Here is a 22134-nt window from a genome sequence, read left to right as displayed (position 1 = left end):
GGATGAGCGCCCGTCGGCGGCCGCGATTCACTCAGCGATGGCCATGCTGGTCTCGCCGGTGGCAACGCACCGAATCATACTCAGACCAAGCGTCGCAATCTCGCGCGTCTTGTCGTTGCCCATGCCTGTGCGGCGCGCCCCAAACTCCAGCAGACGCATCAACAATTGCTGGCGACATGCGATCAACTCGACTGCGCCGTCGAAACCGGTTAGCTCGAGCAGGCCCGGATCCATCGCACGCCACCGCAGAATCGGTTGCTGCGCGGGTTTGCGCCCACGCCGGCGAGCCACCGTCGGTTCCCTCGGCGGCATCGGCGCGTACCACCGCGCCTCATCCCAGCCAATTGCCGGGTGCCAGCCGAAGATCGCGACAATCGGCGTCACCTGCTGATCGATCTGGAGCGCCGAGCGCTTTGCGACGTCGCCGCTTGTGAGTATCTCCGCGTCAGTCTCGAAGAATCTCGGGCGAAATCCGCCGTGCTCCCCTGCGATCTCATCCGCGAGCTGCTCATGCATCGCGCCGAGCAGCTCGCGACCAGCATTGAGCACACGGGCCTCGAGCGCCTCGAGTTCGTTAAGCGTCACTACCAGTTCACCGTTCATAATCCGCCCCTTTTTAGGACTACTATTTATGTAAGACAGAACCTGTCTTTCGGCAAGCGTCGTTTGTTACCGGGCGTCGCCGATCAGGGTGGGCCAGCGATTCAGCCGCTTCAATTTTTCGTTGTCGCGCCGGATCCGATAGACGGCCAGCAGACGACTGGCGTTGCGCAAGACCATGTAGTCCTTTTCAACGAGCGACCGCTCAAACGAATGCGCCTCAGACGGCTGATCGGCGACGCGGCCTGCGCGCTTCTCGACGTTGATGTACGCGACAGCGGCACGAGGGTGGAACTTCGACATCGGAACTCCAGTAATCGGTACGTGTCAACAATCGCAGTTTATACAAACACGATTTAGGCCTGCAAGCCTTATTCCATGGGGCTTTGGCTAACACACTTGAGATCTGTTGTTCGAGAAGTGAGGAGGCTCGCCGGGCGGTCCTCCGGCGAACCAAAATATTTTCCGGGCGCAAATCGGGCGCACGTCCTGTCGGCAACTAGCAATTGCGAGGGCGATTTCGAGGTTCTCCTAGGGTAAGGGAACACTGAGGCTGCCGGTTCAACTCGCACAAGGAGCGCCGACCCGCCAGCAAGAATTCGCAGTCTGCGATCGCGATAGGTTGATCTGTTGCGGTCGTTTAGTGAGCGGTGTCCGAAGCTGATGACTGGCCGAAGAGTATCATCGCGTCAAGTGCCCTAGATTTTCACCTATCCTCTTAAGGATAAGACTTCTGATGAGGAGGTCACAATGACAATCGTTCGCGAGGAACAGCTTGAGGGTTTTGTCTACGCCATCGTAAGCAATTCTGGTGAAACGGTAGACCTTGCACGCGTTGCACTCGATGTCTTAGGCGCGGCGATCGACAAAGCATTGCACGACTCGCCAGCGAAAGAGTACGGCGGCGCCCTTTTTATTGCTGGGCTTGCCCCCTTCCCCGACGATCTCGCACGCGGAGAGAAATGGGTCACCCGGCTCCCATTGAACCCAAGCGCCGCCTCGCGATATACATTGCGCCTTTCCATACGCGAAATTCGTGGCGAACTCGGAACTTTGATCGAAATGACAACGGGCAAGGCCTATACGGAATTACTCGCTGATATCGGACAAATTCAATCCAGTTTTGCGCCCCTTGATGGTCTGGTAAGTGAAATCGCGGACAGAGCCTATTCAAGCGACTTTGCGGCACGATCGACGCTGCGAACGATCGTCAAGATGATAGTCTCCGTCACGTGCGAAACGGTCGAACTGCCGTTAAGCTTTGGCGGCCGCTTCGGGAACATCGTGTCGATCGAGGACGTCACATTCCACACACAGAACCCCGATTCCAACAACGTGAGCGATCCCGTCCATGACTCGCCATCCGGTCCTGCCCGTAACCCAGAAGTGGACCCGCTAGGCCCCCGGTCGAATAACATGGGCGTGGATCGCTCGATCGGGATGTTGCCGGCGTTAGACCAAGACGGATCAGGTAGCCCGCAACCACAAGCGATACCGGAGGAGAATGGGTCACCGAGTCCGTCAAACGACTACAAGACAATTCGGCTTTTCTTCGGCACCGATCGAGCCTCGGACCCGAGCGTGAATGCTGCCACATCTCCGGCGAAGATTTTCAACAACCGGCGTGGGTACGGAATCCAGTACGGGCATTGTGACGTAAGTATTCCCGGTCAACATGTATCAGGTCAGATCGAGGGCCCTTTTGTGAAAGGGCTGTTTCGAGGAGATCCGAAACGACATATTGTGCTATTACGGGTAACACTCAAATGTCGACATGACTTTCTCTGGGACATTGCGAGTCAACGTCTGCCTGGAGACAAGCGCAAGGCGCTTGTATTCGTCCATGGCTTTAACAATAGCTTCGAGGACGCTGCGCGGCGCACGGCTCAAATTGCACATGACGCCAAATTTGTGGGTGTTCCTTTCTTCTACAGTTGGCCATCTAACGCATCATGTTTGGACTACGACGAGGACGGGAATCAGGCCGATCAAGCAATAACGCACCTTCGTGAATTTCTAAGCGACATTGCCGAGAATGGACAATTTGATTCGATCATTCTGCTCGCGCATAGCATGGGAAATCGGCTCCTCACTAAGGCATTTCTTTCCATGGGCACCGCGTTGAAGCACAGACACCTGCGACTGTTCAAGGAAGTCATTCTCGCAGCGCCCGACATCGATACCGACGTTTTTCGCGCTCAATTCGCACCAGCGCTCATTCGTTTTCCAAGCATCACCACCCTTTATGCTTCTTCGAACGATTGGGCACTTAAACTTTCGAAGCGACACAACGGCTATCCACGCGCGGGAGACGCCGGTGCAGATCTCGTGATAGTCGCGGGTATGGAGACGATTGATGCCTCGCACGTAGACACCACGTTGTTTTGGCGGTTGGGGCACTCCTATATAGGCGATAGTAAGTCGCTCCTGTCGGATCTTTTCTATCTAATCGAGCACAAGCTTCGCGCGCCGCAAAGGCACGGTCTCGAATCCGTCGGGCCGCCGCCATCCCCCGGTTATTGGCGGTTCAGCAGGTGACTTTGAGAGTCGCCCGCAGGAACATAACCGTTGAACCAAGAAGGTGCGGGGAGCGACCGTGCGGGACCGCTGAATACTCGAGAACGCTTTTCGTGTCGCCGCTCAATCCAAGTCAGCTCGCCCCTCCTGCTCCAAGATAGGCAACCGAGGCTTCTCGCAAGCTCTCGCGCTCACAGCGGGTCGAGAGAACGATCTGCCCAACCTCGGCACCAACAGATTTACAGTCTGATCGACACCGGTCGTGCAAGCCGCGCCGGCGCGGCGCTGCAGGGATGGGCGGGGAACGGCCGGGCGCACATAGGGCGCATGTAAGAAATGGCCGCACGGCGTCGCCGCATACGCGGGCGTTTGGCGCAGTCGGCGAGCTTCGGAAATGGCATCCCGACGCGCGCTTCGCCGGCGGCGGACAAAAGGAAGGCCGCCGGGCGCAGTGTCGAGCGCCGGCGGCTTGTTGCTGCATTAGTGCTGTTACGACGCCTGTCCGCTCGTCGTCGGCGCGTTCGAACCCCGTACAGCGTGTTAGTGACCCTTGTCGCCAATGCCGTCGACAGTGACCCTGCCCCAAGGCAGACTAGCCATTTGCCAAGCCCGTCTGTTCAGCGTTGTACGGCGACTGCACGCCGGCACCCGCCGTCACCCGTTTGACGAACCCAGTACCCCGCTCGAGCTTGAGCGTCTGGAACAGGCCTTGATACGGGATATAGTCAAGATCGACGCCGACGACATAGAACGTCGACGAGAACGATCCGCGCACGATCCGCACATAGCTCCCGGGCTTGACCGTTTCACTCGCGCGGATCCGCGCCGCGCCGCGCTCGAGCAAAACATTGTCCTTATTGGATGCGACGACGATCGCCCGCCGGTTGTTGACCCAGTTCATCATGCTGGCGCCACGATTCGTTTGCTGCGCCGCCGGCTGGCCGCTCGACATGGTCGTCACGTCGTTACCGCCCTGCTGGGTCTCCGTTTCGAGCACGCGTACACCGTAGAACTGCTCAGCCGAGTTTGCGTACTGACCGAGATCAACCGATGCCGGATCGGCGCCTACCGCAAACTGCCTGCTGAAAATGTCGTCCACGAGCTCGAAGCGCGGCGCGCGCGTCCAGTAATAGTTCGAGGTATTCTCGTCGCTGCGCGAGACATTCAGGGCGATCACATCCTTGGCATCGATATCGATAGGCGTCAGATTCGGCGCGTCCGGCTGGATGACGTTGCCGTTGATGTCCTTGAACGGATTTGGCCGGTAGACGCAGTAGACGCCTTCCTCGCGATCTTCGAGAAAGAGCTCGTTGAATATGCCGACGTCACCGAAATATGAGAGCAGGCCGTGGATGGTGCCCTGCTGGTTTTGAGCGCCACCTACGTCGACGACGCCATTCGCGACCGACACGTCAAGCTTGATCGCCGTAGGATTCGGCGAATTCTGAGGCATGAGCGAATTCAGGAACGGATTCAGGAGACTGTTCACCACCTCCTGAACGAACGCGCCAGCCGTCATGCCGGTGACAAAACCCACTCCGAACCGCTCGTACAGCTTGAACGATGAAAGATAGTTTTCGCCCACCACATAGCCCGGGTAGTACTTGATCTGCATAATCTGCCAGAGCTTGCCCATATCCTGCCCGCTTATCGTGACCGTGCGCATCGGCTTTCCATCGTTGCCCATCGATTCATTGCGCGAGATGCCGGACACGAACCCGCGCATGAGAATCGGGGGCTTGGTCGGATTGCCCGTCGACGCACCGGGCAGGTTATGTCGCATGCGGATTTCGACGAAGTCCATCGGCTCGATCAGACCATACAGCGACTCGAACGAATTGCCCTGCACATAGGGCTGGTCCGGAACCGTCAACGAGAAACCGCCGGCTGGCTCGCGAACCGACTTTGATACGCACAGGCGCCCGCCGTCGCCCATAAACGGCGTGAGATCGATCGTCTTGTTCGTGTCGAGCACGCGTTGCGATACCGGCGTCTGGCCGTCGATAGTCTGACGTCCGATCGTCTTGTAAAGGACAACGCGGACGTCTGGCGTATAGAGCTGGACGTTCATTGCGCGGCACTCCCGGCGACGCTGCGCGACGCAACCAACGCGTTCATGTCTTCCTGGCGCCACGCGACAGCGCGCGGGTTCAGCACGACGGGTCTAGCGAATTTGCCCTTTCGGATCAGGTTGTAAATCATGGACTTTTTCAGCCCTGCCGCCGCGATCACCGCAGGCAAGCGTAATAGTTGGGTTGTGCCGCTCATCTGGATCTAGCCCCGTTGTCGGATGACCCATTCTCGCGTCACGACATTGGCCTGCGCTGGTCATCTTCGGGCTTCTATGCACGAAACGCAGGCCAAGAAAAAGCCGCTCGAAGCGGCCTACCGCGCCCTACTGTCGACGTCGAGCGTTATACGTACGGATTGCTGGGGACGGCATGGAATGCTTCGATCACGCGTTTCTTTGCCACCGTCAGATCCGATTCAATCTGTGCGATCTGGCGTTTCAACGGCGCCGTATTGATGCCCGCCTGCGTCGCCGCTTCGAGTCTCGCCTGTTTGTCGGCGAGCTCCGCAGTCAGCCCGACTACCAAACCCTCACACGCTGTTGCCATGTCCTTCCCTGTCATAGTGGGTTGCCGACCGCGCTATTGCGGCCTGCTCAGGACGTATCGTAATGTTCCGACTCGAGCTTGGTGAGCGGCACCGATGTCGCTGATCGACCCGCTGCCGGCGTTCAGCGATTTCCCGTGAACGTCTCAGCCGTGGTCAAAAACGGCCATTGGACTGATCGCCATATTCAAGCGGGGCGCGCCCACCCCGGATGTAATCGCTGCCGATGGTCTATAACCTGATCGCCCCATTGATCAAACAGGCGCAATGTTTGACAAGAGCGTTTGCATACCGCTATGCAGCAAGGTCAACGGCGGTCGATGGGAATGTCCAGTCCTGATGGCTGGATCGTCAATAATCGCGAGGCCGGTCAGGAACGATACGGCCTCGACGTTCCGACACTCTTCATGTCAACCCCCGGTCTCAGTATGGGGCGCCTGTCGATACGCCGATAGACGCGGATGGGACAAGGTAGTACCGTAGGGTGCCTACACTGCGCAGAGAGTACGACCCATGTCGAGCAAATACGCCCTCAGCGTGTCGCTGACGGAGCACCTGTGCCACTTCGTCGACACTCAGGTGGCCTCTGGCCGTTACCGCACGGCAAGCGAGGTGGTGCGGGAGGCGCTTCGCCTGCTGGAATCGCAATTTCCGAGACCGGCGCCGACCGCCCAAAACGCCGTCGCGTCAGGCGACGCCAACGGGGCCAAAGCCGTTGGAACCAACGATCGCGAATTGCAGGCGCAAAGGCGCGGGAGGGGTCTGTGAACGACGTGTTGCGGTTCCCGGTTACCGGAGTCGGCGCCTCAGCCGGAGGCATTGAAGCGCTGGACGGCTTCTTTCGCGGAATGCCGGCGGAGCCCGGCGTCGCGGTTGTCGTCGTCACGCATCTCGGCCCGGACCGTGAAAGCCTACTGCACGAGATCATGACGCGATATACGGCGCTACCGGTGCAGGTCGCGGCCGACGGCATGCAGCTCGAGATAAACAGCGTCTACGTGGCGCCATCCAATGTGGTCCTCGGGATCGAGAATGGCCATCTGCGGGTTCGTGCGCAAAATACGGGACGGCGCGAGCGCAAGCCCATTGACATCTTTTTCAGCGAACTGGCAAACGACCGGGGCGAACTGGCCATCGGTATCGTCCTGTCCGGCGGCGATTCCGACGGTACGCTCGGCGTCAAGGCGGTCAAGGAGCGCGGCGGGCTGACCATGGCTCAGATCGCCGACGGATTCGGTCCTCAACATGCGAGCATGCCCGAAAGCGCGATCGCCACGGGTCTCGTCGACTTTGCTATCCCCGTCGAGCAGATGGGAGCAAAGCTCGCCGAATTCGCCCGTAGCACCTATGTGCTGGACGATATCGCCTTCAAGGCGCGAAGCGCGGCGGAACAGCAACAGCTAGATGACGCGAGAAAGGCGATCTACGGCATCCTGCGCGGCCAGCTTGGCCATGACTTTAGTGGCTACAAGACGAACACTTTCATGCGTCGCGTGCAGCGGCGTATGCAGGTCATCCATGCTGAGGCAATCGATGCCTACGTCGAACACCTGAAGCGCGATCCGCAGGAAGTTGGCGCGCTATTCCGTGATCTGCTCATCAACGTGACCAACTTCTTCCGCGATGCGGATGCGTTCGAGAAGCTCGCAAGTACCGTCATCCCGAAACTTTTTGAGCAGCGCGGCGCGGACGAGGTGGTGCGCGTCTGGGTCCCCGGATGCGCGACCGGCGAAGAGGTCTACTCGCTCGGTATCCTGCTGCGCGAACACATGGACCGGCTTGCCGTCGTGCCCCGGGTGCAGATCTTTGCCAGCGATATTGACGAACATGCGCTTGCCGTCGCGCGCGCGGCCAAATATCCGGGACAGCTACTCGACAGCGTCTCGCCCGAACGCCGGGACCGTTTTTTTATTCCCGATGGCGCGAGTTATGTCGTGGCGAAAGAGGTGCGCGATCTGTGCATCTTCTCGCCGCACAGCGTGATCCGTGACCCACCATTTTCCCGGATCGATCTGGTGTCCTGCCGTAACCTGCTGATCTATTTCGGCCAGGACGTGCAGGGGCAGGTCATTCCGACGTTCCACTATGCGTTGCGCCCCGACGGCTACCTGTTTCTCGGTACGTCGGAGAGTGTCAGCCAGTTCGACGACCTGTTCGCTCCGGTCGAGAAAAAACATCGTATTTTCCGCCGGCGTTCGGTGCCTGCTCCGCACGTTCGGCTGCCGCTGATGGTCTCGTCAATGCGCGCCGGTCACGCAGGCGAGCTGACGGCGCGGCGTACGGATGTCGGTGCTATCGGGCTGCGCCAGATGGTGGATGCCCAGGTGCTTGAGCGGTTCTCGCCGCCCCACGTACTGGTCAATCGCGACGGCGACGTCGCGTACTACTCGGCGCGAACCGGGAAATATCTTGAGCCGCCTGCCGGCATTCCCTCTCGTCAGATATTCACGATGGCGCGCAAGGGCATCCGCCTCGAACTGCGGACCGTGTTCCGCGAGGCGGTTGAGTCCGGTCGTTCAGTAACCCGGGAAGGCATCCCGGTCGAGGAAGACGACGGACGCGTCCAGATCGTGAATGTCACTGTCGAGCCGCTGGGCAGCAAACCCGGCGTCGAGCCGCTTTTCCTGATCCTGTTCATCGATCAAGGGGCGGTGCTGAGCCGCGAGGAAGCACTGGACCGCGCTCATGCCGCGCACGACGGCACGGCGGCGCAGACGGAACGCGAACTGCGCGACACGCGCGAGCGCCTGCAATCCGTAATCGAGGAGTATGAGACCGCACTGGAGGAACTCAAGTCGTCGAACGAGGAACTGGTCTCGGTCAATGAGGAGATGCAGTCCACCAATGAAGAGCTGGAAGCGTCGAAGGAGGAGCTTGTCTCGCTCAACGAGGAACTGCACACCGTCAATGGCGAACTGAACAGGAAGATCGAAGCGCTCGATCGCGCGAACAGCGACCTGCAGAACCTGTTCGAGAGCACGGCGGTCGCCACGGTGTTTCTGGACCGGCATCTGGTGATTCGCAGCTTCACGCCTGCCATGACGGACGTGTTCAATATCCGCCCGGCCGACCGGGGACGGCCCATTACCGACCTGGCAAGTCCGCTGAATATGCCGGAGCTTGCCAGCGATATCGCGCGCACGGTCGATGAAGGCGAAGTGATCGAACGCCGCATCGACAGCAAGGACCGGATGATCAATTACCTGGTCCGTCTCTCGCCTTATCGCAATGGCGACCGGCGTCCCGAAGGTGTGGTGGTCACGTTCCTGAATGTCACCGGTCTGACCCACGCCGAGACACGCCAGAAAGTGCTCATTGCGGAACTCCAGCACCGCACGCGCAACCTTCTCGCGCTCGTCGAGTCAGTCGCCCGTCAGACGTTGCCGAAGGATGCCTCCGTCGAGGCGTTCATCGCCCGGTTGCGTGCCTTGGGACGGCTCCAGGGGCTCCTCGGAAAGGCCTCGGGCGAGCATATCGATCTGGCTGATATTGTGCACATGGAGATTGAAACCATTGCCGGGATCGACGCCGATAATATTGCGATCACCGGCCCGGGCGTTCCCCTCGGCCTTCAATATGTCCAGAACGTTGCGCTGGCCATCCACGAACTCGCAACAAACGCGCTGAAGTACGGGGCGCTGAAAAACAGCCAGGGACAGCTCGATATCCGGTGGCGGGTCGAGAACCTGAAGGAGGACCAGTCGTTGCTATTGCTGGAGTGGCGCGAGAGTGGCCTGCCCGTTCCGCCCGATTCCACCAAGCGCGGGTACGGACGACAGCTGATCGAAGAGGCCCTGGCGTACTCGTTGCGCGCCAAGGCGGAATTAAGTTTCGGTGCCGACGGCGTTTCATGCCGGATTGAAATGCCGTTCGAACAAAAAAGCCGCCTCGCGGGCGACCAGAGCTGAGGAAAAGCGGATGGAACCGGGTACAGACATTCAGGGACGCCGGGTACTGATCGTCGAAGACGACTTCGTCGTCGCGCAGGCGTTGTGCGGCCTGATCGAAGACGCAGGGGCCAAGGTCATCGGCCCCATCGGCTGGCTGGACGAAGCGCTCGCGTACGTCAGGTCCAATGAAGACAAATTCGACAGCGCAGTACTCGATGTGAACCTGCATGGCGAAAAGTCATACGCGATCGCAGACTGGCTCGCTGAGCGCAATGTGCGCTTTGTCTTCACGACCGGCTATGGCGCTGACGCTCTGGACCCTGCCTACGCTAGCTATCCTCGCTGCGAGAAGCCGTTCGATCCACATGTGCTTTTCAGGGCGATTGCTTCCCGCGCCCCATGATGCCAGTGGCCTGACCTTCCGGGCCACCGGTCAATACCCAAGACAGTTGCCAGTATGCCAATCGACCTTTAAGATCGATCCGCGCTGTTCAACATCTTGTGAGCAAGCGGCGGGTTGCAAGCGGTCAACGGCCACTCGCCGGCACCCCGCAACTGCCCGTTCATGGCCGGCCTCGGCCTTACGACTAGGTAGTGAGATAGCACGAACGGTTTTCCAACAGCGCTGCTGCCCGCCCCTCGAGCGCCGCAACGCGAGACCAGCAACACACATCCTAAATCCGTTGTGTCATTCGGCAGGACGCCCTGCTGCGCTGACGCATGCCTGCCCGCTGCTATAAGTTCGGGCGCAGGCCGGGCGCGCCGTGCCATACCGATGCGTCAGTCCCATCCGCGCGCAGACGCGCCGTGTAAATGACAAGACGTCGCCCAGCGTTATCTAGGCCAGCACGTTGCATTCTGCAGGATCACGATGCCGAACGCGCACGTGCCTGAAACAGGTTCTTGCGCCCGAATGCGCCCGAAGAACAGTCCGGTGGCCGCCGAAGCCGGTTTTACGGTCCCCTCCGCAATGCCCAACAGACTTTTGATGTGTTTGAGTTCTTGTTTAAAAACAATGGCTTGCGCAGAATAGCGCGCCCGGCTATCCTTCGATCCCGAAGCGCTCGATCATTGCCAGAGCGCTCGACTATGGAACTAGACAGGAATGACCGACGCCGTACTCGAAGAGACCGCCCTCGATATCGACTGGAGCAAATACGGCCGCGCGCCGCACAGCGATCCATTCGCAGTCATGCGCCTCATTGACCGCATCGACCGGTTGATAGAGGCCCTCGAAAGGCCACAACTCAAGCCAGAAGAGACCCTCTGGAAGTCGGAACAGATCGCGGATTGGTTAGGCCTATCAAAGCAGACAGTCGAGCTGCGCGTCGTCACGCGCCCGGACTTCCCGTCAGCCTTGCGCCCCGTCGATTCGAAGCAGGCGCAGCGCCGCTGGTTCGCGAGCGATGTGATGAAGTGGGCGCGCGGCACCGCCGGCACGATCCCGGCGTCGCGGCCCGGGCGGCGGCGCAAGGCCGCTTAGCCAAGGCGCGCCGCAAGCTCCGCGGCCGTCTCGTCGTAGTAGATCATCAAAGACTGAATGTCGCGGTGGCCGATCATTTTCGCCAGCGCCAGAACGTTCAGCTTTCGCGACAGCCGCGTCGTCGCCTCATGCCGCGAGTCATGGAAATTGAGATCCGCAAACTCCGGCTTTTTCTTGGCAACCTTTCCTCGAACTTTTCTCCACAACGCGTCCACACTGGCCTGCGCCACCGGAAAGCATCGCGGCTCATCCTTTGTGCGCGTTAGGCGATTAAGCAGCGCAATCGCCCGCGTCGATAACGGCACATCGCGCGCATCGCCGTTTTTTGACTTGGGGATGTGCAGATACTTCTGCGGCAAATGAACATTTCTCCAAATCGTGCCGATGATTTCCCCCTGACGCATCCCCGTCTCAATCGCCAGCAGGAAGGCAAGCGCCGTGTATTGCTGTGCAGTCTCTATGGGGCCATCGTCGGCTAGACCGAGCGCCTTAGTCATCACCGCTGCTTCGTCGTCTGGCACGCGGCGCCGACGCGGTGGCGGATCTTTGGGCCGCTTCACTTCGTGAACGGGATTCGTATGTATCCACTTCCACTCTTTGCACGCCGCCTCGAAGACGGCGGAAAGCAGGTTGAGATCGCGATTCACGGTGGAGCTTTTGACCAATTTCAGACGCTTGTCGCGCCACTCAGTGATCTGCTCGGGTTTCACGTTGCGAATGAGTGTGCCGATGAAGTCCAGTTCATCCCGGAAGAAGTCCAACCGCGTCTTGTTCCATTCGTGCTTACCCTTTTCAGGCGATATCTTCTCCAGGTATTCGTCGAAGGCGTCGCCGAGCGTCTTCTGGACTTTGGAGTACGACCGCCGTTGACCGGCGTCGATTTCCGCCTCAAGCTTCGTCGCCCACGTGACGGCCTCAGCCTTCGTATCGAAGGTCTTCGATTCCCTGACGCCGCCCTTCGCGACTTCCGCGCGCCACGACGTGCCGCGCTTCCTGTATGTAGCCATATCCCTTTCTGTTGGCGTAAATTTGGCGTAATGGTACAGGAAGTTTGATGGATTTTGGAGGATTAAGGAATCGAACCCGTATCCTTCAATCGCCATGGAATGCTTGCCTGTAAAGGCTTTTATGAAACCTGGTCGAAATTGAGCGACTTTGCAGGAATCACGTCCGATTCCTGTCAGGGGGACCAGATAGCGTCCCAGCATCTCCCGAGTTCGCGAATCGAAGATCACGCTCGTTTCGGTGGTCAACAAGAACTTGATTTCGCCAGCGAATAACCTCGGTGAAGACGCCCGCGGCGAGCTACTTTGCTACCTCGTCGTCGCGCAACTCGTCGCGATGGCCCGCACCGGCGACTGGCTGCGCACCGATCACCTGGTTGAATCAGGGCGCATCTGGCGCAAGACAAATGGAGCGCGCTTCGATTGGCAGCAGCGGATCGCGCTCGGGCAGATAGCGGGTGAACTGGCGCGCAGCTAATGGAGACGTTCGGACTTAGGCGGGAGCCGTGGGCACGGTCGCTAAGTGCGCACTAACAGCGCGTACCACGCACGTCATCGACCAGAGGCACAACGGCTAGCGTGAGCAGAACGATAGCGAGCGGCACGCTCGATATAAATCCGAGATATTTGAAACCGATGGCCCCCGCCAGACCGCCGGCAATAAACGAAAGAAGCAGCGAACCGAGCAGCGCGAGCTTCTGCTTGTCCGCCCTGACGGCCCCTTCCCCGGCAATCGACCGCGTATTCCAGTAGAGCATCTTGCCCAGTTCGATGCCGACATCCGTTACCAGGCCGGTGACGTGGGTCGTACGAATCTCCGATCGCGAAATCTTCGTGATCATCGCATTCTGTAGACCCATGACAAAGCACAGGACGCAGACGGTGGCAGGCACGAAAAGAACCCGATGGTGTTCAAGGTTGGAGCCCAGCAACCCGAAGCACAGCAGCAGAATTGCCTCGATCGCAAGCGGTGTCGCGTAGATGCTGTGCAAATCTCGCCGACGCCCCGAATTGATCAGGATGGCAGATGCAGCCGCGCCAACAAGAAACGAAAAAAGCGAACTAAGCCCGGAAACGAAAAGGCTTGCATCCCCGAGCACCGCATTATCGGCCAGCGACGAGACGATCCCGGACATGTGCGAAGTGTATTGACCAACGGCCAGAAATCCTCCCGCATTCGCCGCTCCGGCGGCAAATGCCAGCGACCGCCCCAAACGACGGTTGTTCACATCGGTCCGTTCCGGTGCAGTAAATCCGCGAAGATAGTTGATGGGCATATTGAACGCTCAATTGTGCCGCGTGTGCGTACCGTCCGTCGGACGGCCTGACGTCGGAGATCGTAACATGCGTGAAGGCGGCATCCGGCATCGCGTTTCGCCGTCGGCCAGAGGCGCGCAAGGGAAACAGAATCCCGAAGACCTTCCGGCCGGCTCGGCCGATCGCGAAGACGCCACCGATGAATTCCTGTGTGATTTTGCTACGGGCGATGGGCGGCAATCCGGACGGGTCGGGCTGATCGCGACCATACGCCAGTAATCGCAGGCAGAAATGAAAAGCCCAGCGCGGGGCTGGGCCTCGTCAGACGGCGTCGAAGTCATCAATGCCGAGCGCTATACCAGCAAGGATATTTGCAAATTCCTGAACCTCAATCGCACCCTTAGCAACCTCAACCATTAGGTCTTCAAGGCGCGCATCTCGCTCGACGTCGATTTCTTGCAGCTTCAGATATGTGAGCGCGGCGACGAGAGCCGTTCGTTTGTTCGCATCGTTAAAGATGTGGCCGCGCGCAATGGCCACTGCATACATGGACGCAGTGCCAAAAACGTCGTTGAGATTCGCATATGCGGCCCAGTTGTCGATGCGTGTCAGCGCACTTTCAAGGCCAGCGAAACCCGGGCCTGCGAAGCCAGCCAAGCCAGGCTCGTCCCTCAGAATTTCGTCGTGAATCTGAAGGACGAAAGCCGCGTCCAGCACGATTTATCGCTTGGCGAGCGCTTTGATGACGTCTCGGTGCTCACTGATGACTGCTCGAGCGGCTGCGATAACCGTGCGGCGATCCGCCTCAGTGGTGACGCGGACGACGTTTTTCGGAACAATCATCGGACGAGCAGAACCCGACACGGACTTCTTTGTGTCTTTGGTATTCACTGTGGCTCTCCGGTGGTGGGTTGGGTTACGTGTCTGACGGCTTTGCGGCCCAAAAGTTGAGCCTAAAATTGCCATACACCCATGTATTCTATCGTTTTGGTTAACGTTTTGTGCATCCGCCAAATCTTGCGATGATAAATTTCATCTTAAATTAGACGGCTGAAAACGCGGCGCAAGCTTTGAACGCTGCAAACCAGATGATAGTTTTTGCTCGAATCTCAAGATGGACGGTGCGCTGCGTCACACGAACTGAAAGTAACTTCCAATTTTTGCAATCGACTGCAAAAGTCCACCTGTGGACTAATGCGCATTATCCGTCCGCGCAGCCCCACTTCGATCCAGACGGTCGCCCACATCTGAATCATCCCCGGTGCCTTCGCACTACGTCGCCTTTTCCTGCCTGCCATCGTTGCCCGAATCAACGAAACCAAATCGTCCACTCACGCCGCCACACGAATACCCCCGTGCCACGCCGACCGCTCGCGTCGGACCAAAACTCAGACATCAACATTAAACGCGCGGCGCTTCCTCGCGAACGCCACCCCAATCGCGACCGGACGCAACAGCTGAATTCCCCGAGAGCATGCAGTCGATGAACGTCCGCGCACGCTTCTCGGCATACCTGAACGCATCTACCTCGGACACGAATTCCAGTTGCTCTGGAAAACTTGCAACCTTTTGTGCGGGCTGACTGGACGAACTGATAGTCCAGGACACCTTGTACCGGCGTCCGACATTGTGCAAACACAACGTCTTCCCGGTCGTGACCTGAACGTCGATTCCGAACCCGCGATACGGTGCATAGGATTGGCAAGGCATGATCACTCTCCCGACGCGGCGGTCCGCGTATGCAGCCAACGTCGCGCAACCGCCGTGCCCCAAGAACGAACGCCAGGGAAAACACCATGCGCGCTCAAAGCCGCTGCGCAAAAAAGCGGCCAAAAAAAAGCCGCAGCAATGCTGCGGCTCAAAACACACACACCGCGCTCGGGGCGCTGATGTGAACCGTTATCTTACATACACCTATCGGCAAATATAACCAGGGATTTCGTATGATGGTTGCAATCGGCCGGCAGTACGGTCGCGGGTCGCGGCATTTCTACCGCACGGCGACGACGCACACTTCCTGCGCCCGTCGTCCGCTACTGCTCGATATACATGCGCCATTCCGGAAACTGCTCGAAGAAGCTTTGACTCACGTAGATCTGGTACAAGACCGGCGAACTACGGTCGGTCGCGGACCCGGGCTCGCTCAACACGGTCAGTCCGGGATCGATACCGGACACGCTCGCCCACGCCGTGAGATCGTCCGGCAGATCGGCCGCTTCCTCGCGCGGCACACGCAATTTGATCGGTTTCATGGCCTCTCCGATAAATGGTGAAAGATGTCTCAGCAAATATCACACAAAGAAGCGGTATTGCCAGTGCCAGCATCTCCAGCGAAGGCGATCCGCGTCGATCGCGGGACGGCCATGAGACGTGGAGAATTTAAAAACAAGCCCACGCGCGCATTCAATACGATATGTTTCGCCCTTTCGAGCCACGCCCTCGAAACCTGGTTACCGCGGCGCGCAACGGCGCCGTGATCCGCCACGATGTCGACGACTCCAGCGCCCTGATCGTCGAATCCTTCGATGCAATCTCCTCCTGCATCGCGACAACTTTCTCCTGCATGACAGCAGCCGTCTCTTGCATCGTCAGAACCTGCTCCTGTGTCGCCATGAACTTCTGCCGCGTTTCCGCAAGCGCTGTCTCGGCCTCGGCGAGGCGCTCCGCTGTCTCAGCATCCACAGGGGCGCTGTAGAACTCCGCAGTCGTGAGTTCAACGCGAGGCGGTTCCTTGCGAAGCACGATGATCATCTCTCCGCCGGTTTCGCCGCGCGCCGGCACAAAATCGATGAGATTGAATTCGAAGAAACCCATCATTAGGATCGGCTTCAGGACTTTGGAAACAATCGTGCTGCTCTCGAAAACGTGGCTGTGAATGCCCACATGCGGAGGCGCCTTCAGCTTGTGCCTGATACGGTTCATATCGAGTTTATCGGCCACATGCATCGGCTTGTTGACGAATGCTTCGTCGTAATAGATCTCGCATTCGATTTGATGTTCACGTGGAATGTCCTCGACACTCGCGACATATTCGGCCACGAAATGACTTAGCGCCGTGTCCTGTCTGTATTTGTCGAAACTGAACTTCTTGTCGGGCAGGGCAAGAAACAGCACTGCGCCAGGCCGCATCATGTCGCATAGATCGGCTAGCCATTGAATCATGTTGGGCGCGTGCTCCATCACATGATTCGCGATGACGTAGTCGAACTTATCGCTGATGTACTCGCCGTACCGGTTCGAGTGAACCACGTAGTCGATTTCGGGTATGTCGGCGATCATGTCCGGGTGCGTGCACTCCCGGACCAGTTGCTCCCTGTCTTTCCAGTCCAGATATCGCACGTCTGCTTCCGACTTGAAGACGGTCGGCTGATCATACGGTCCTATCTCAAGACCGACTCCCGATAGATCGGTATGTTTCAGCAGATGCCCGCGGCGCAGCGTCGTAACCAGATTCATGAACCACCTCTCGGCGTTAGAACAGGCAACAGTGCGACTTGGCACGTCGTACACCGCCGCTGAAGCAATCAACTCGCGGCTGACTCCGTTTCTCGCCGCGGCGGCGACTCAGGCCATCGCCGCGTTTCGCCGCCACGGAAACCGCAATCGCATCGCCGGCTTTTCGACGGCAAACCAGGAGACCAACGTGAGCGCCATTGATATGACAAAAGTGATTGTCACCATGGCGATATTCGGGTGAGAGAAACGACCGAAAAATGCACCCATCTTCTCATGCCCACCGTAAAGCATCGACTGCAGGACAACGTAGTGCCACAGGTAAAACCCGTACGAAACTCGACCGAGCCCGGCCAGCGGAGCGATGTCGAGCGAGCGCACCAACGCGGACTGCTGCGCCGTGACGACCTTCGCAATAATGAGCGCCGCGGCTAACGGCGTAAGTGGGTAACCCCACGCCAGCAACGTAAATTCGAGTGCGTTTTCGCTCAACGTCACGATCAACAGAATGGCTACGGCAAGGGGCCAGAACTTGCCGGCCCAAACCGTCCATTGGCGCGGCATCACCGCCAGCAAAGCCCCTATCAGCAGTCCGTCGGAATGCGTATCGAAGCCACAGTAAATGCGCGCCATCGAAAGGTGTTGCGACATCAGAAACGAGCGCCACGCGATCACTGCAAGCGCAAGGAGTGCGACTGCGAGCACGAGCCGGCGTGGCCAGAATTTCAACACGCCCAATAGAATGAGCGGCCAGACGAGGTAAAACTGCTCTTCGATCGCGAGCGTCCACGTGTGTCCCGTGAGATGCGCGTCGTAAATGCCGAACGCGCGGACCCAGTTCATCACGTAGAAAAAGGCGGGCAGGACTTCGGACCCCACTCTCAAGGAACCGGGAAACACCAGACAATAGAGCGTGACCCCGGCAAGCATCAGTAACAAGGCCGGGTAAAGCCGGCGAGCGCGCCGCCAGTAGAATCTCGGCAAATCGATCCGGCCATTACGGTGATGCTCCGCGATCAGCCGGCTCGTGATCAGGTAACCGCTCAAGACGAAGAATACGTCAACGCCGACATACCCGCCGCCCACGACGCCTGCGAGACCCGTATGCGCAAGAAATACGGCGATGACGGAAAGCGCGCGCAATCCGTCGAGGCCGGCAATCCGGGTGTGTTGAATGTGACTCATGCCTGTTTGGAGAAGACGGGGCGGATAGCTCGCCACGCGCGTATTGATAGCCGATAAGCTCTGAAACGGTTGGTAAGGATTCGGCTATGAGAAGTTCAACAAATCATCTCGCTTCTCCACTGCACGGAAATCTTTTCGTTCTCGCTGGGCAATAGTCGTAAAAGCTACCTGCTCTACGTAAAGTCACTCGAGGATGGCAACGAGCGCCGGGCGATCAGTGCAAATGACGCACAGACTTTCTATTGCCCAATCGAAAAGAACCGTTATCACCCGCCGCAAACAAGGTGCGGGCGTTCGTCGATCACATGATTGAGGACTTCGCGAACAATGATGACGCGGTCGACGCGCCGCCACGCGAACGACAGAAGACAGAGAGGCAACGCAACATCCACGCAAAAGAACTCGTGGCGGATTTAGGCTAACGGCGGCCGACCGACGAAACTCGCAGCCCGGCCGCATGAATCGATTACGACGGACGCTTAGGAATATCCAGTCCCTTCGCCACGGCCGGACGTGCGACGAACGCGGCCAACACACGCGTCACGTTAGAGAAGTCCTGAATGCCGACGAGATCGCCTGCTTCATAGAAGCCGATCAGATTGCGTACCCAAGGAAACGTGGCGATATCGGCGATCGAGTAGGCATCGCCCAGAATCCAGTCACGTCCTTCGAGTTGCCGGTCCAACACGCCGAGCAAGCGCTTCGCTTCGCCGATATAGCGGTCGCGCGGACGCTTGTCTTCGTACTCTTTGCCGGCAAACTTGTGGAAGAAACCCACCTGGCCGAACATCGGCCCGATACCGCCCATCTGGAACATCACCCACTGGATCGCCTCATAGCGGCCGGCGGCATTCTGTGGAATCAACTGGCCGCTCTTGTCCGCGAGATAAAGCAGGATCGCGCCGGATTCGAACAGCGGCAACGGCTTGCCGTCAGGTCCGTTCGGATCGATGATCGCCGGAATCTTGTTGTTCGGACTGAGCGACAGAAACTCCGGCGTCATCTGATCGTTGGTATCGAAGCGCACGAGATGCGGCTCGTACGGCAAGCCCGTTTCTTCGAGCATGATCGACACCTTCACACCGTTGGGCGTGGGCAGCGAGTAAAGCTGAATCCGGTCCGGATGCTCGGCAGGCCATTTCTTCGTGATCGGAAAAGCGGATAGGTCGGTCATCTGACGGTGTAACCCTTGTGCGAATGCGGCGGCTGAAAAGAGAATCGGGCCTCCGCTGCCGGCCGGACGACCGGTGGCGAAGATCCCAACCCAGGATCGCCAAATATAAACCGACTCGGCGCGACGCGTGCGGGCGCGGCCCAACGCGCGTATCAGCACTCAAGGTTTTACAGCCGACGTAACCGGCGGCTCGCGAACGCAAAACGTGCGCGCTAACCGGCACTCACCACAGATCCTTGGTCGCGGTGCCGGCGCGCGAGTTATAACCTTCGCGCCACAAGGACGCGCCGACGCTCAGCAACAGCGTCTTCTGCTCGCCGTCGAGCAAGTCCCAGGCGGCCGCGAGCCAACTGGCGAAGCTCGCACAGGTCTGTTCCAGGTCGACGGGCGTTTTGCCCTCGAGGTATTGCCGTTCGAACATCGAAAGAACTTTTTCGGGTGTCATGGGCGCCGTCTCCGTATTTGGATGCGCCAAGTCTAAAGGCGGCGCACGGCATGCGGAATGCTCCCCACCCCGACCCCGGGTTACTCCCAGGCAAAATCCGCCATCGGCGAAAAAGTCCGGTGTGCGTCGCAAGGGCATCGGCAAAAGGAAAAGGCGCCGCAGCGCCTTTTCCGTCGACCCCCGTCGCAAACCAAATTACGGCGCGTTGCGCTTGGCATTGTCCTTGGCGTCTTCCTTCGCGTCGCCATAGGCCTTTTGCACCTTGCCCGCGCCTTGTTGCAGATCGCCCTTGATTTCCTTGCCCGGGTTGTCCGTGGCCTTGCCGACTGCTTCGTTGACCTTGCCCTTAACCTGCTCAGCCACACCCTTCACCTGGTCCTTGTTCATGTTCGGCTCCACTATTTGGAATGCCGGCGCGACATTACGCCAGTATCCGTAGTGAGCAACGGGTGTGCCCGTGCCCGCGCGTGGTTTGGTTTCTTCAGAACGTATCGCAAGAAAATATTTTCAAACAGGCCTAAAGTCCCGCTGCGGCGTGCCGTAAAGCTGCCAAGGAGGCGCCATGGATCGCACAGCCATCACCGTTTCGGGATCATCCCAAGCCGCTTTGATCGATCGCGACATTACCCATATTGCGCGGGTGATGCGGCCGTCTTTACACGGCGATCTGGGCGGCCCGATCCTGCCCGCCGGGTATTGGCGCAAGCGTCTGTACCAATTGCTCGACGCCGGCAATCTTTCCCACGCGCAACTGTGCACGGTCGACAGCCTCCTGCTCCAGCTCGATCAGTACGAAGCCGAACCTCAACTGGCCTGGGACGCACTGGCGCCGGCCTCCGCCGCGTTGTTCCCGCCGCCCTACCCGGTCAGCGCCAGCCACCGGGTCTGACCGGCTGAGAGCCTGAACTCCGGTTTATTCCGGGCCGGCGGCATTCCATTTGCTCGCGATAAAAAAAGGCCGCGAACCATGCCGCGGCCTCAACACGTCGCAACGCGGGGAATTCGCGTCACGTTATAAGCGTACACGCGCAACTGTGACAGCCGCATTTAGCCGTGGACTCGCCTGTGCAGTGTTTCAAAGGTGCGAAATTTTCTGCCCAAGCTACGCAAAAAATAGGGAAATGGGACGACCATAGGTCATAATGTCCGCAAAAATTCCCAGCAAGGATACCCGTGACCGTCGCCGCACCGCTCGCACTGCTCAAGCAAGCGCGCGCCCGCTTCACTCAACGCGAAATCGCCGCGCATGTCGGCAAGGACATCAAGACGGTACGTCGCTGGGAAAAAGGCGAAACGCAGTGCCCGGCGATGCTTGAACCGGCCTTGCGCGATCTGCTGCGAAACCGCGTGGGAACCCGCGGCAGCGTGAGCGGCGACGCTCAGTTCCGCTTTATCGACCTGTTCGCCGGCATCGGCGGAATTCGCATGGGCTTCGAGGCGCACGGCGGCGACTGCGTCTTTACGAGCGAGTGGAACGACTTTTCGACCAGGACCTACCGCGAGAATTACCCCGGCGGCGCCGAGCATGCGCTGATCGGCGACATCGTCTCGTTTCCGGCTGAAGACGTGCCGAGCCACGACGTGTTGCTCGGCGGCTTCCCGTGCCAGCCGTTTTCGATCGCGGGTGTGAGCAAGAAGAATGCGCTGGGCCGGCCGCACGGCTTCGAATGCACGACCCAGGGCACGCTTTTTTTCGACGTCGCGCGGATCATCGCCGCCAAACGACCCGCCGCGTTCCTGTTGGAGAACGTGAAGAACCTGCTCTCGCACGACAAGGGCCGCACCTTCGACGTGATCCTGCGAACCTTGCGCGACGAACTCGGCTACGAAGTGCACTATCGCGTGGTCGACGGTCAGCATTTCACGCCGCAGCATCGGGAGCGGATCATCATCGTCGGCTTTCGCGGCAAGACTGCGTTTTCGTGGGACGACCTGCGCCTGCCGGAAGAAGGCCCGCGTCTCGGCTCGATCCTGCATCGCACAGATGGCAGCGAGCCGGTGCTGCCGTGGGACCACGACCGTTTCTTCGACCACGCCGGCCGACGCGTGCAACCCAAGTACACACTCACGCCGAATCTCTGGACTTACCTGCAGAACTACGCGGAGAAACATCGCGCGGCGGGCAACGGCTTCGGCTTCGGCATGGCTTATCCGACCAGCGTGACGCGCACACTGTCGGCGCGTTATCACAAGGACGGCTCCGAGATCCTGGTCTATCAGGGCGAGTCGCTACGCCCGCGCCGCCTCACGCCGCGTGAATGCGCGCGGCTGATGGGCTTTCCCGATACCTTCAGAATCCCGGTGAGCGACACGCAAGCCTACCGGCAGTTCGGCAACAGCGTCGTGATGCCGGTAATGCGCGAAGTGGCGCGCATCATGCTGCCGCACGTGCAAGCCCTGCTCGCCGAGGACACTCGCCATGGTTCGAAGCAAACGCTCTCGCTCTACGCGTGATCGGTCAGTCGGTGTGAATAGCCGGCGCGCCGACCCGCTTTTCAAGCGCTAGAAGA

24 protein-coding genes are annotated in these 22134 nt (G+C 59.1%); 9 read left to right on the top strand and 15 right to left on the bottom strand.

All coding sequences use genetic code 11. The annotated features are described in order from the left end of the window. Positions 1 to 27: 27 nt before the first annotated feature. Positions 28 to 603, bottom strand: coding sequence for a hypothetical protein (locus B0G80_RS21415; RefSeq protein ID WP_116119314.1), 576 nt, complete (start codon positions 601 to 603; stop codon positions 28 to 30). A gap of 66 nt (positions 604 to 669) precedes the next feature. Further along, positions 670 to 903, bottom strand: a complete 234-nt coding sequence (locus B0G80_RS21410) for a hypothetical protein (protein ID WP_116119313.1) — start codon at positions 901 to 903, stop codon at positions 670 to 672. 447 nt (positions 904 to 1350) lie between these two features. Between B0G80_RS21410 and B0G80_RS21405 the strand changes: the two genes are divergently transcribed. Then, positions 1351 to 3138, top strand: coding sequence for an alpha/beta hydrolase (locus B0G80_RS21405; protein ID WP_116119312.1), 1788 nt, complete (start codon positions 1351 to 1353; stop codon positions 3136 to 3138). Positions 3139 to 3709: 571 nt separating this feature from the next. Here the strand turns inward: B0G80_RS21405 and B0G80_RS21400 are convergent. The 3 genes from B0G80_RS21400 to B0G80_RS21390 all read right to left on the bottom strand — a co-directional run bounded on the left by B0G80_RS21400 (position 3710) and on the right by B0G80_RS21390 (position 5735). Next, positions 3710 to 5188 (bottom strand): hypothetical protein, encoded by a 1479-nt coding sequence (locus B0G80_RS21400; protein ID WP_116119311.1) that lies wholly within the window; start codon positions 5186 to 5188, stop codon positions 3710 to 3712. Continuing rightward, a complete protein-coding gene (locus B0G80_RS21395) occupies positions 5185 to 5385 on the bottom strand; it encodes an AlpA family transcriptional regulator (RefSeq protein WP_116119310.1) in 201 nt (66 codons plus the stop codon). Before B0G80_RS21395 ends, B0G80_RS21400 begins: the two co-directional genes overlap by 4 nt. 146 nt (positions 5386 to 5531) lie before the next feature. Next, positions 5532 to 5735 (bottom strand): hypothetical protein, encoded by a 204-nt coding sequence (locus tag B0G80_RS21390; protein ID WP_147309884.1) that lies wholly within the window; start codon positions 5733 to 5735, stop codon positions 5532 to 5534. Positions 5736 to 6246: 511 nt separating this feature from the next. Here B0G80_RS21390 and B0G80_RS21385 point away from each other — a divergent pair. The 4 genes from B0G80_RS21385 (at position 6247) to B0G80_RS21370 (ending at position 11106) form a co-directional block, all read left to right on the top strand. Further along, positions 6247 to 6501, top strand: a complete 255-nt coding sequence (locus tag B0G80_RS21385; protein WP_116119308.1) for a type II toxin-antitoxin system ParD family antitoxin — start codon at positions 6247 to 6249, stop codon at positions 6499 to 6501. After that, entirely contained in the window at positions 6498 to 9641 is a 3144-nt protein-coding gene (locus tag B0G80_RS21380) for a CheR family methyltransferase (protein ID WP_116119307.1), read from the top strand. Before B0G80_RS21385 ends, B0G80_RS21380 begins: the two co-directional genes overlap by 4 nt. Positions 9642 to 9651: 10 nt before the next feature. Next, positions 9652 to 10026, top strand: a complete 375-nt coding sequence (locus B0G80_RS21375) for a response regulator (RefSeq protein ID WP_116119306.1) — start codon at positions 9652 to 9654, stop codon at positions 10024 to 10026. A 702-nt stretch (positions 10027 to 10728) separates the two neighbouring features. Beyond that, complete coding sequence (locus B0G80_RS21370; protein ID WP_258878939.1) at positions 10729 to 11106, top strand: hypothetical protein; 378 nt, start codon at positions 10729 to 10731, stop codon at positions 11104 to 11106. Here B0G80_RS21370 and B0G80_RS21365 read toward each other — a convergent pair. Continuing rightward, positions 11103 to 12359, bottom strand: coding sequence for a site-specific integrase (locus B0G80_RS21365; protein ID WP_258878938.1), 1257 nt, complete (start codon positions 12357 to 12359; stop codon positions 11103 to 11105). The genes B0G80_RS21370 and B0G80_RS21365 overlap by 4 nt on opposite strands. Between B0G80_RS21365 and B0G80_RS21360 the strand changes: the two genes are divergently transcribed. Further along, on the top strand, positions 12352 to 12588 hold the full coding sequence (locus B0G80_RS21360; protein ID WP_116119304.1) for a hypothetical protein: 237 nt from the start codon (positions 12352 to 12354) through the stop codon (positions 12586 to 12588). The two genes, B0G80_RS21365 and B0G80_RS21360, sit on opposite strands and share 8 nt — an antisense overlap. A gap of 52 nt (positions 12589 to 12640) precedes the next feature. On the opposite strand, the gene B0G80_RS21355 is transcribed toward B0G80_RS21360, so the two are convergent. Then, complete coding sequence (locus B0G80_RS21355; protein WP_116119303.1) at positions 12641 to 13387, bottom strand: YoaK family protein; 747 nt, start codon at positions 13385 to 13387, stop codon at positions 12641 to 12643. Between the two features lie 67 nt (positions 13388 to 13454). On the opposite strand from B0G80_RS21355, the gene B0G80_RS21350 reads away from it, so the two are divergent. Continuing rightward, positions 13455 to 13646: a hypothetical protein gene (locus B0G80_RS21350; protein WP_116119302.1), complete on the top strand. Its 192-nt coding sequence runs from the start codon at positions 13455 to 13457 to the stop codon at positions 13644 to 13646. Positions 13647 to 13688: 42 nt separating this feature from the next. Here B0G80_RS21350 and B0G80_RS21345 read toward each other — a convergent pair whose 3' ends face one another. The 8 genes from B0G80_RS21345 to B0G80_RS21310 all read right to left on the bottom strand — a co-directional run bounded on the left by B0G80_RS21345 (position 13689) and on the right by B0G80_RS21310 (position 20011). Continuing rightward, on the bottom strand, positions 13689 to 14084 hold the full coding sequence (locus B0G80_RS21345) for a type II toxin-antitoxin system death-on-curing family toxin (RefSeq protein ID WP_116119301.1): 396 nt from the start codon (positions 14082 to 14084) through the stop codon (positions 13689 to 13691). A 3-nt stretch (positions 14085 to 14087) separates the two neighbouring features. Next, positions 14088 to 14258 carry a hypothetical protein gene (locus B0G80_RS45940; protein WP_181919995.1) on the bottom strand — a complete coding sequence of 57 codons (171 nt, stop codon included), beginning with the start codon at positions 14256 to 14258 and terminating at the stop codon, positions 14088 to 14090. A 1142-nt stretch (positions 14259 to 15400) separates the two neighbouring features. Then, a complete protein-coding gene (locus B0G80_RS21335) occupies positions 15401 to 15619 on the bottom strand; it encodes a hypothetical protein (RefSeq protein ID WP_106280077.1) in 219 nt (72 codons plus the stop codon). A gap of 151 nt (positions 15620 to 15770) precedes the next feature. Further along, on the bottom strand, positions 15771 to 16823 hold the full coding sequence (locus tag B0G80_RS21330) for a bifunctional 2-polyprenyl-6-hydroxyphenol methylase/3-demethylubiquinol 3-O-methyltransferase UbiG (RefSeq protein ID WP_116119300.1): 1053 nt from the start codon (positions 16821 to 16823) through the stop codon (positions 15771 to 15773). Positions 16824 to 16931: 108 nt separating this feature from the next. Next, positions 16932 to 18005, bottom strand: coding sequence for an acyltransferase (locus B0G80_RS21325; RefSeq protein WP_116119299.1), 1074 nt, complete (start codon positions 18003 to 18005; stop codon positions 16932 to 16934). A gap of 466 nt (positions 18006 to 18471) precedes the next feature. Continuing rightward, positions 18472 to 19179, bottom strand: coding sequence for a glutathione S-transferase N-terminal domain-containing protein (locus B0G80_RS21320; protein WP_116119819.1), 708 nt, complete (start codon positions 19177 to 19179; stop codon positions 18472 to 18474). Between the two features lie 223 nt (positions 19180 to 19402). Beyond that, the gene (locus tag B0G80_RS21315) at positions 19403 to 19624 is read right to left on the bottom strand and encodes a hypothetical protein (RefSeq protein ID WP_106280071.1); all 222 of its coding nucleotides are present in this window, start codon (positions 19622 to 19624) and stop codon (positions 19403 to 19405) included. A 195-nt stretch (positions 19625 to 19819) separates the two neighbouring features. Then, entirely contained in the window at positions 19820 to 20011 is a 192-nt protein-coding gene (locus B0G80_RS21310) for a CsbD family protein (protein ID WP_012432185.1), read from the bottom strand. Between the two features lie 175 nt (positions 20012 to 20186). On the opposite strand from B0G80_RS21310, the gene B0G80_RS21305 reads away from it, so the two are divergent. Both B0G80_RS21305 and dcm read left to right on the top strand, forming a co-directional pair. Continuing rightward, positions 20187 to 20513 carry a hypothetical protein gene (locus B0G80_RS21305; RefSeq protein WP_116119298.1) on the top strand — a complete coding sequence of 109 codons (327 nt, stop codon included), beginning with the start codon at positions 20187 to 20189 and terminating at the stop codon, positions 20511 to 20513. Positions 20514 to 20797: 284 nt separating this feature from the next. Next, positions 20798 to 22078, top strand: a complete 1281-nt coding sequence (gene dcm, locus B0G80_RS21300; RefSeq protein WP_116119297.1) for a DNA (cytosine-5-)-methyltransferase — start codon at positions 20798 to 20800, stop codon at positions 22076 to 22078. Positions 22079 to 22134 lie beyond the last annotated feature (56 nt).

This window comes from Paraburkholderia sp. BL6669N2 (assembly GCF_003387275.1).
In the GTDB taxonomy this organism is placed as follows: domain Bacteria; phylum Pseudomonadota; class Gammaproteobacteria; order Burkholderiales; family Burkholderiaceae; genus Paraburkholderia.
Note: the sequence above shows the minus strand (reverse complement) of the source record. Positions and strands in the feature narration are given on the sequence as shown.

Coding starts and splice junctions, on each gene's coding strand:
- B0G80_RS21305 (WP_116119298.1), top strand. CDS start 20,187: ATGGATCGCACAGCCATCACCGTTTCGGGATCATCCCAAGCCGCTTTG.
- B0G80_RS21325 (WP_116119299.1), bottom strand. CDS start 18,005: ATGAGTCACATTCAACACACCCGGATTGCCGGCCTCGACGGATTGCGC.
- B0G80_RS21355 (WP_116119303.1), bottom strand. CDS start 13,387: ATGCCCATCAACTATCTTCGCGGATTTACTGCACCGGAACGGACCGAT.
- B0G80_RS21370 (WP_258878939.1), top strand. CDS start 10,729: ATGACCGACGCCGTACTCGAAGAGACCGCCCTCGATATCGACTGGAGC.
- B0G80_RS21405 (WP_116119312.1), top strand. CDS start 1,351: ATGACAATCGTTCGCGAGGAACAGCTTGAGGGTTTTGTCTACGCCATC.
- B0G80_RS21395 (WP_116119310.1), bottom strand. CDS start 5,385: ATGAGCGGCACAACCCAACTATTACGCTTGCCTGCGGTGATCGCGGCG.
- B0G80_RS21350 (WP_116119302.1), top strand. CDS start 13,455: ATGCGTGAAGGCGGCATCCGGCATCGCGTTTCGCCGTCGGCCAGAGGC.
- B0G80_RS21310 (WP_012432185.1), bottom strand. CDS start 20,011: ATGAACAAGGACCAGGTGAAGGGTGTGGCTGAGCAGGTTAAGGGCAAG.
- B0G80_RS21400 (WP_116119311.1), bottom strand. CDS start 5,188: ATGAACGTCCAGCTCTATACGCCAGACGTCCGCGTTGTCCTTTACAAG.
- B0G80_RS21320 (WP_116119819.1), bottom strand. CDS start 19,179: ATGACCGACCTATCCGCTTTTCCGATCACGAAGAAATGGCCTGCCGAG.
- B0G80_RS21385 (WP_116119308.1), top strand. CDS start 6,247: ATGTCGAGCAAATACGCCCTCAGCGTGTCGCTGACGGAGCACCTGTGC.
- B0G80_RS21335 (WP_106280077.1), bottom strand. CDS start 15,619: ATGAAACCGATCAAATTGCGTGTGCCGCGCGAGGAAGCGGCCGATCTG.
- B0G80_RS21330 (WP_116119300.1), bottom strand. CDS start 16,823: ATGAATCTGGTTACGACGCTGCGCCGCGGGCATCTGCTGAAACATACC.
- B0G80_RS21375 (WP_116119306.1), top strand. CDS start 9,652: ATGGAACCGGGTACAGACATTCAGGGACGCCGGGTACTGATCGTCGAA.
- B0G80_RS21410 (WP_116119313.1), bottom strand. CDS start 903: ATGTCGAAGTTCCACCCTCGTGCCGCTGTCGCGTACATCAACGTCGAG.
- B0G80_RS21415 (WP_116119314.1), bottom strand. CDS start 603: ATGAACGGTGAACTGGTAGTGACGCTTAACGAACTCGAGGCGCTCGAG.
- B0G80_RS21390 (WP_147309884.1), bottom strand. CDS start 5,735: ATGGCAACAGCGTGTGAGGGTTTGGTAGTCGGGCTGACTGCGGAGCTC.
- B0G80_RS21315 (WP_106280071.1), bottom strand. CDS start 19,624: ATGACACCCGAAAAAGTTCTTTCGATGTTCGAACGGCAATACCTCGAG.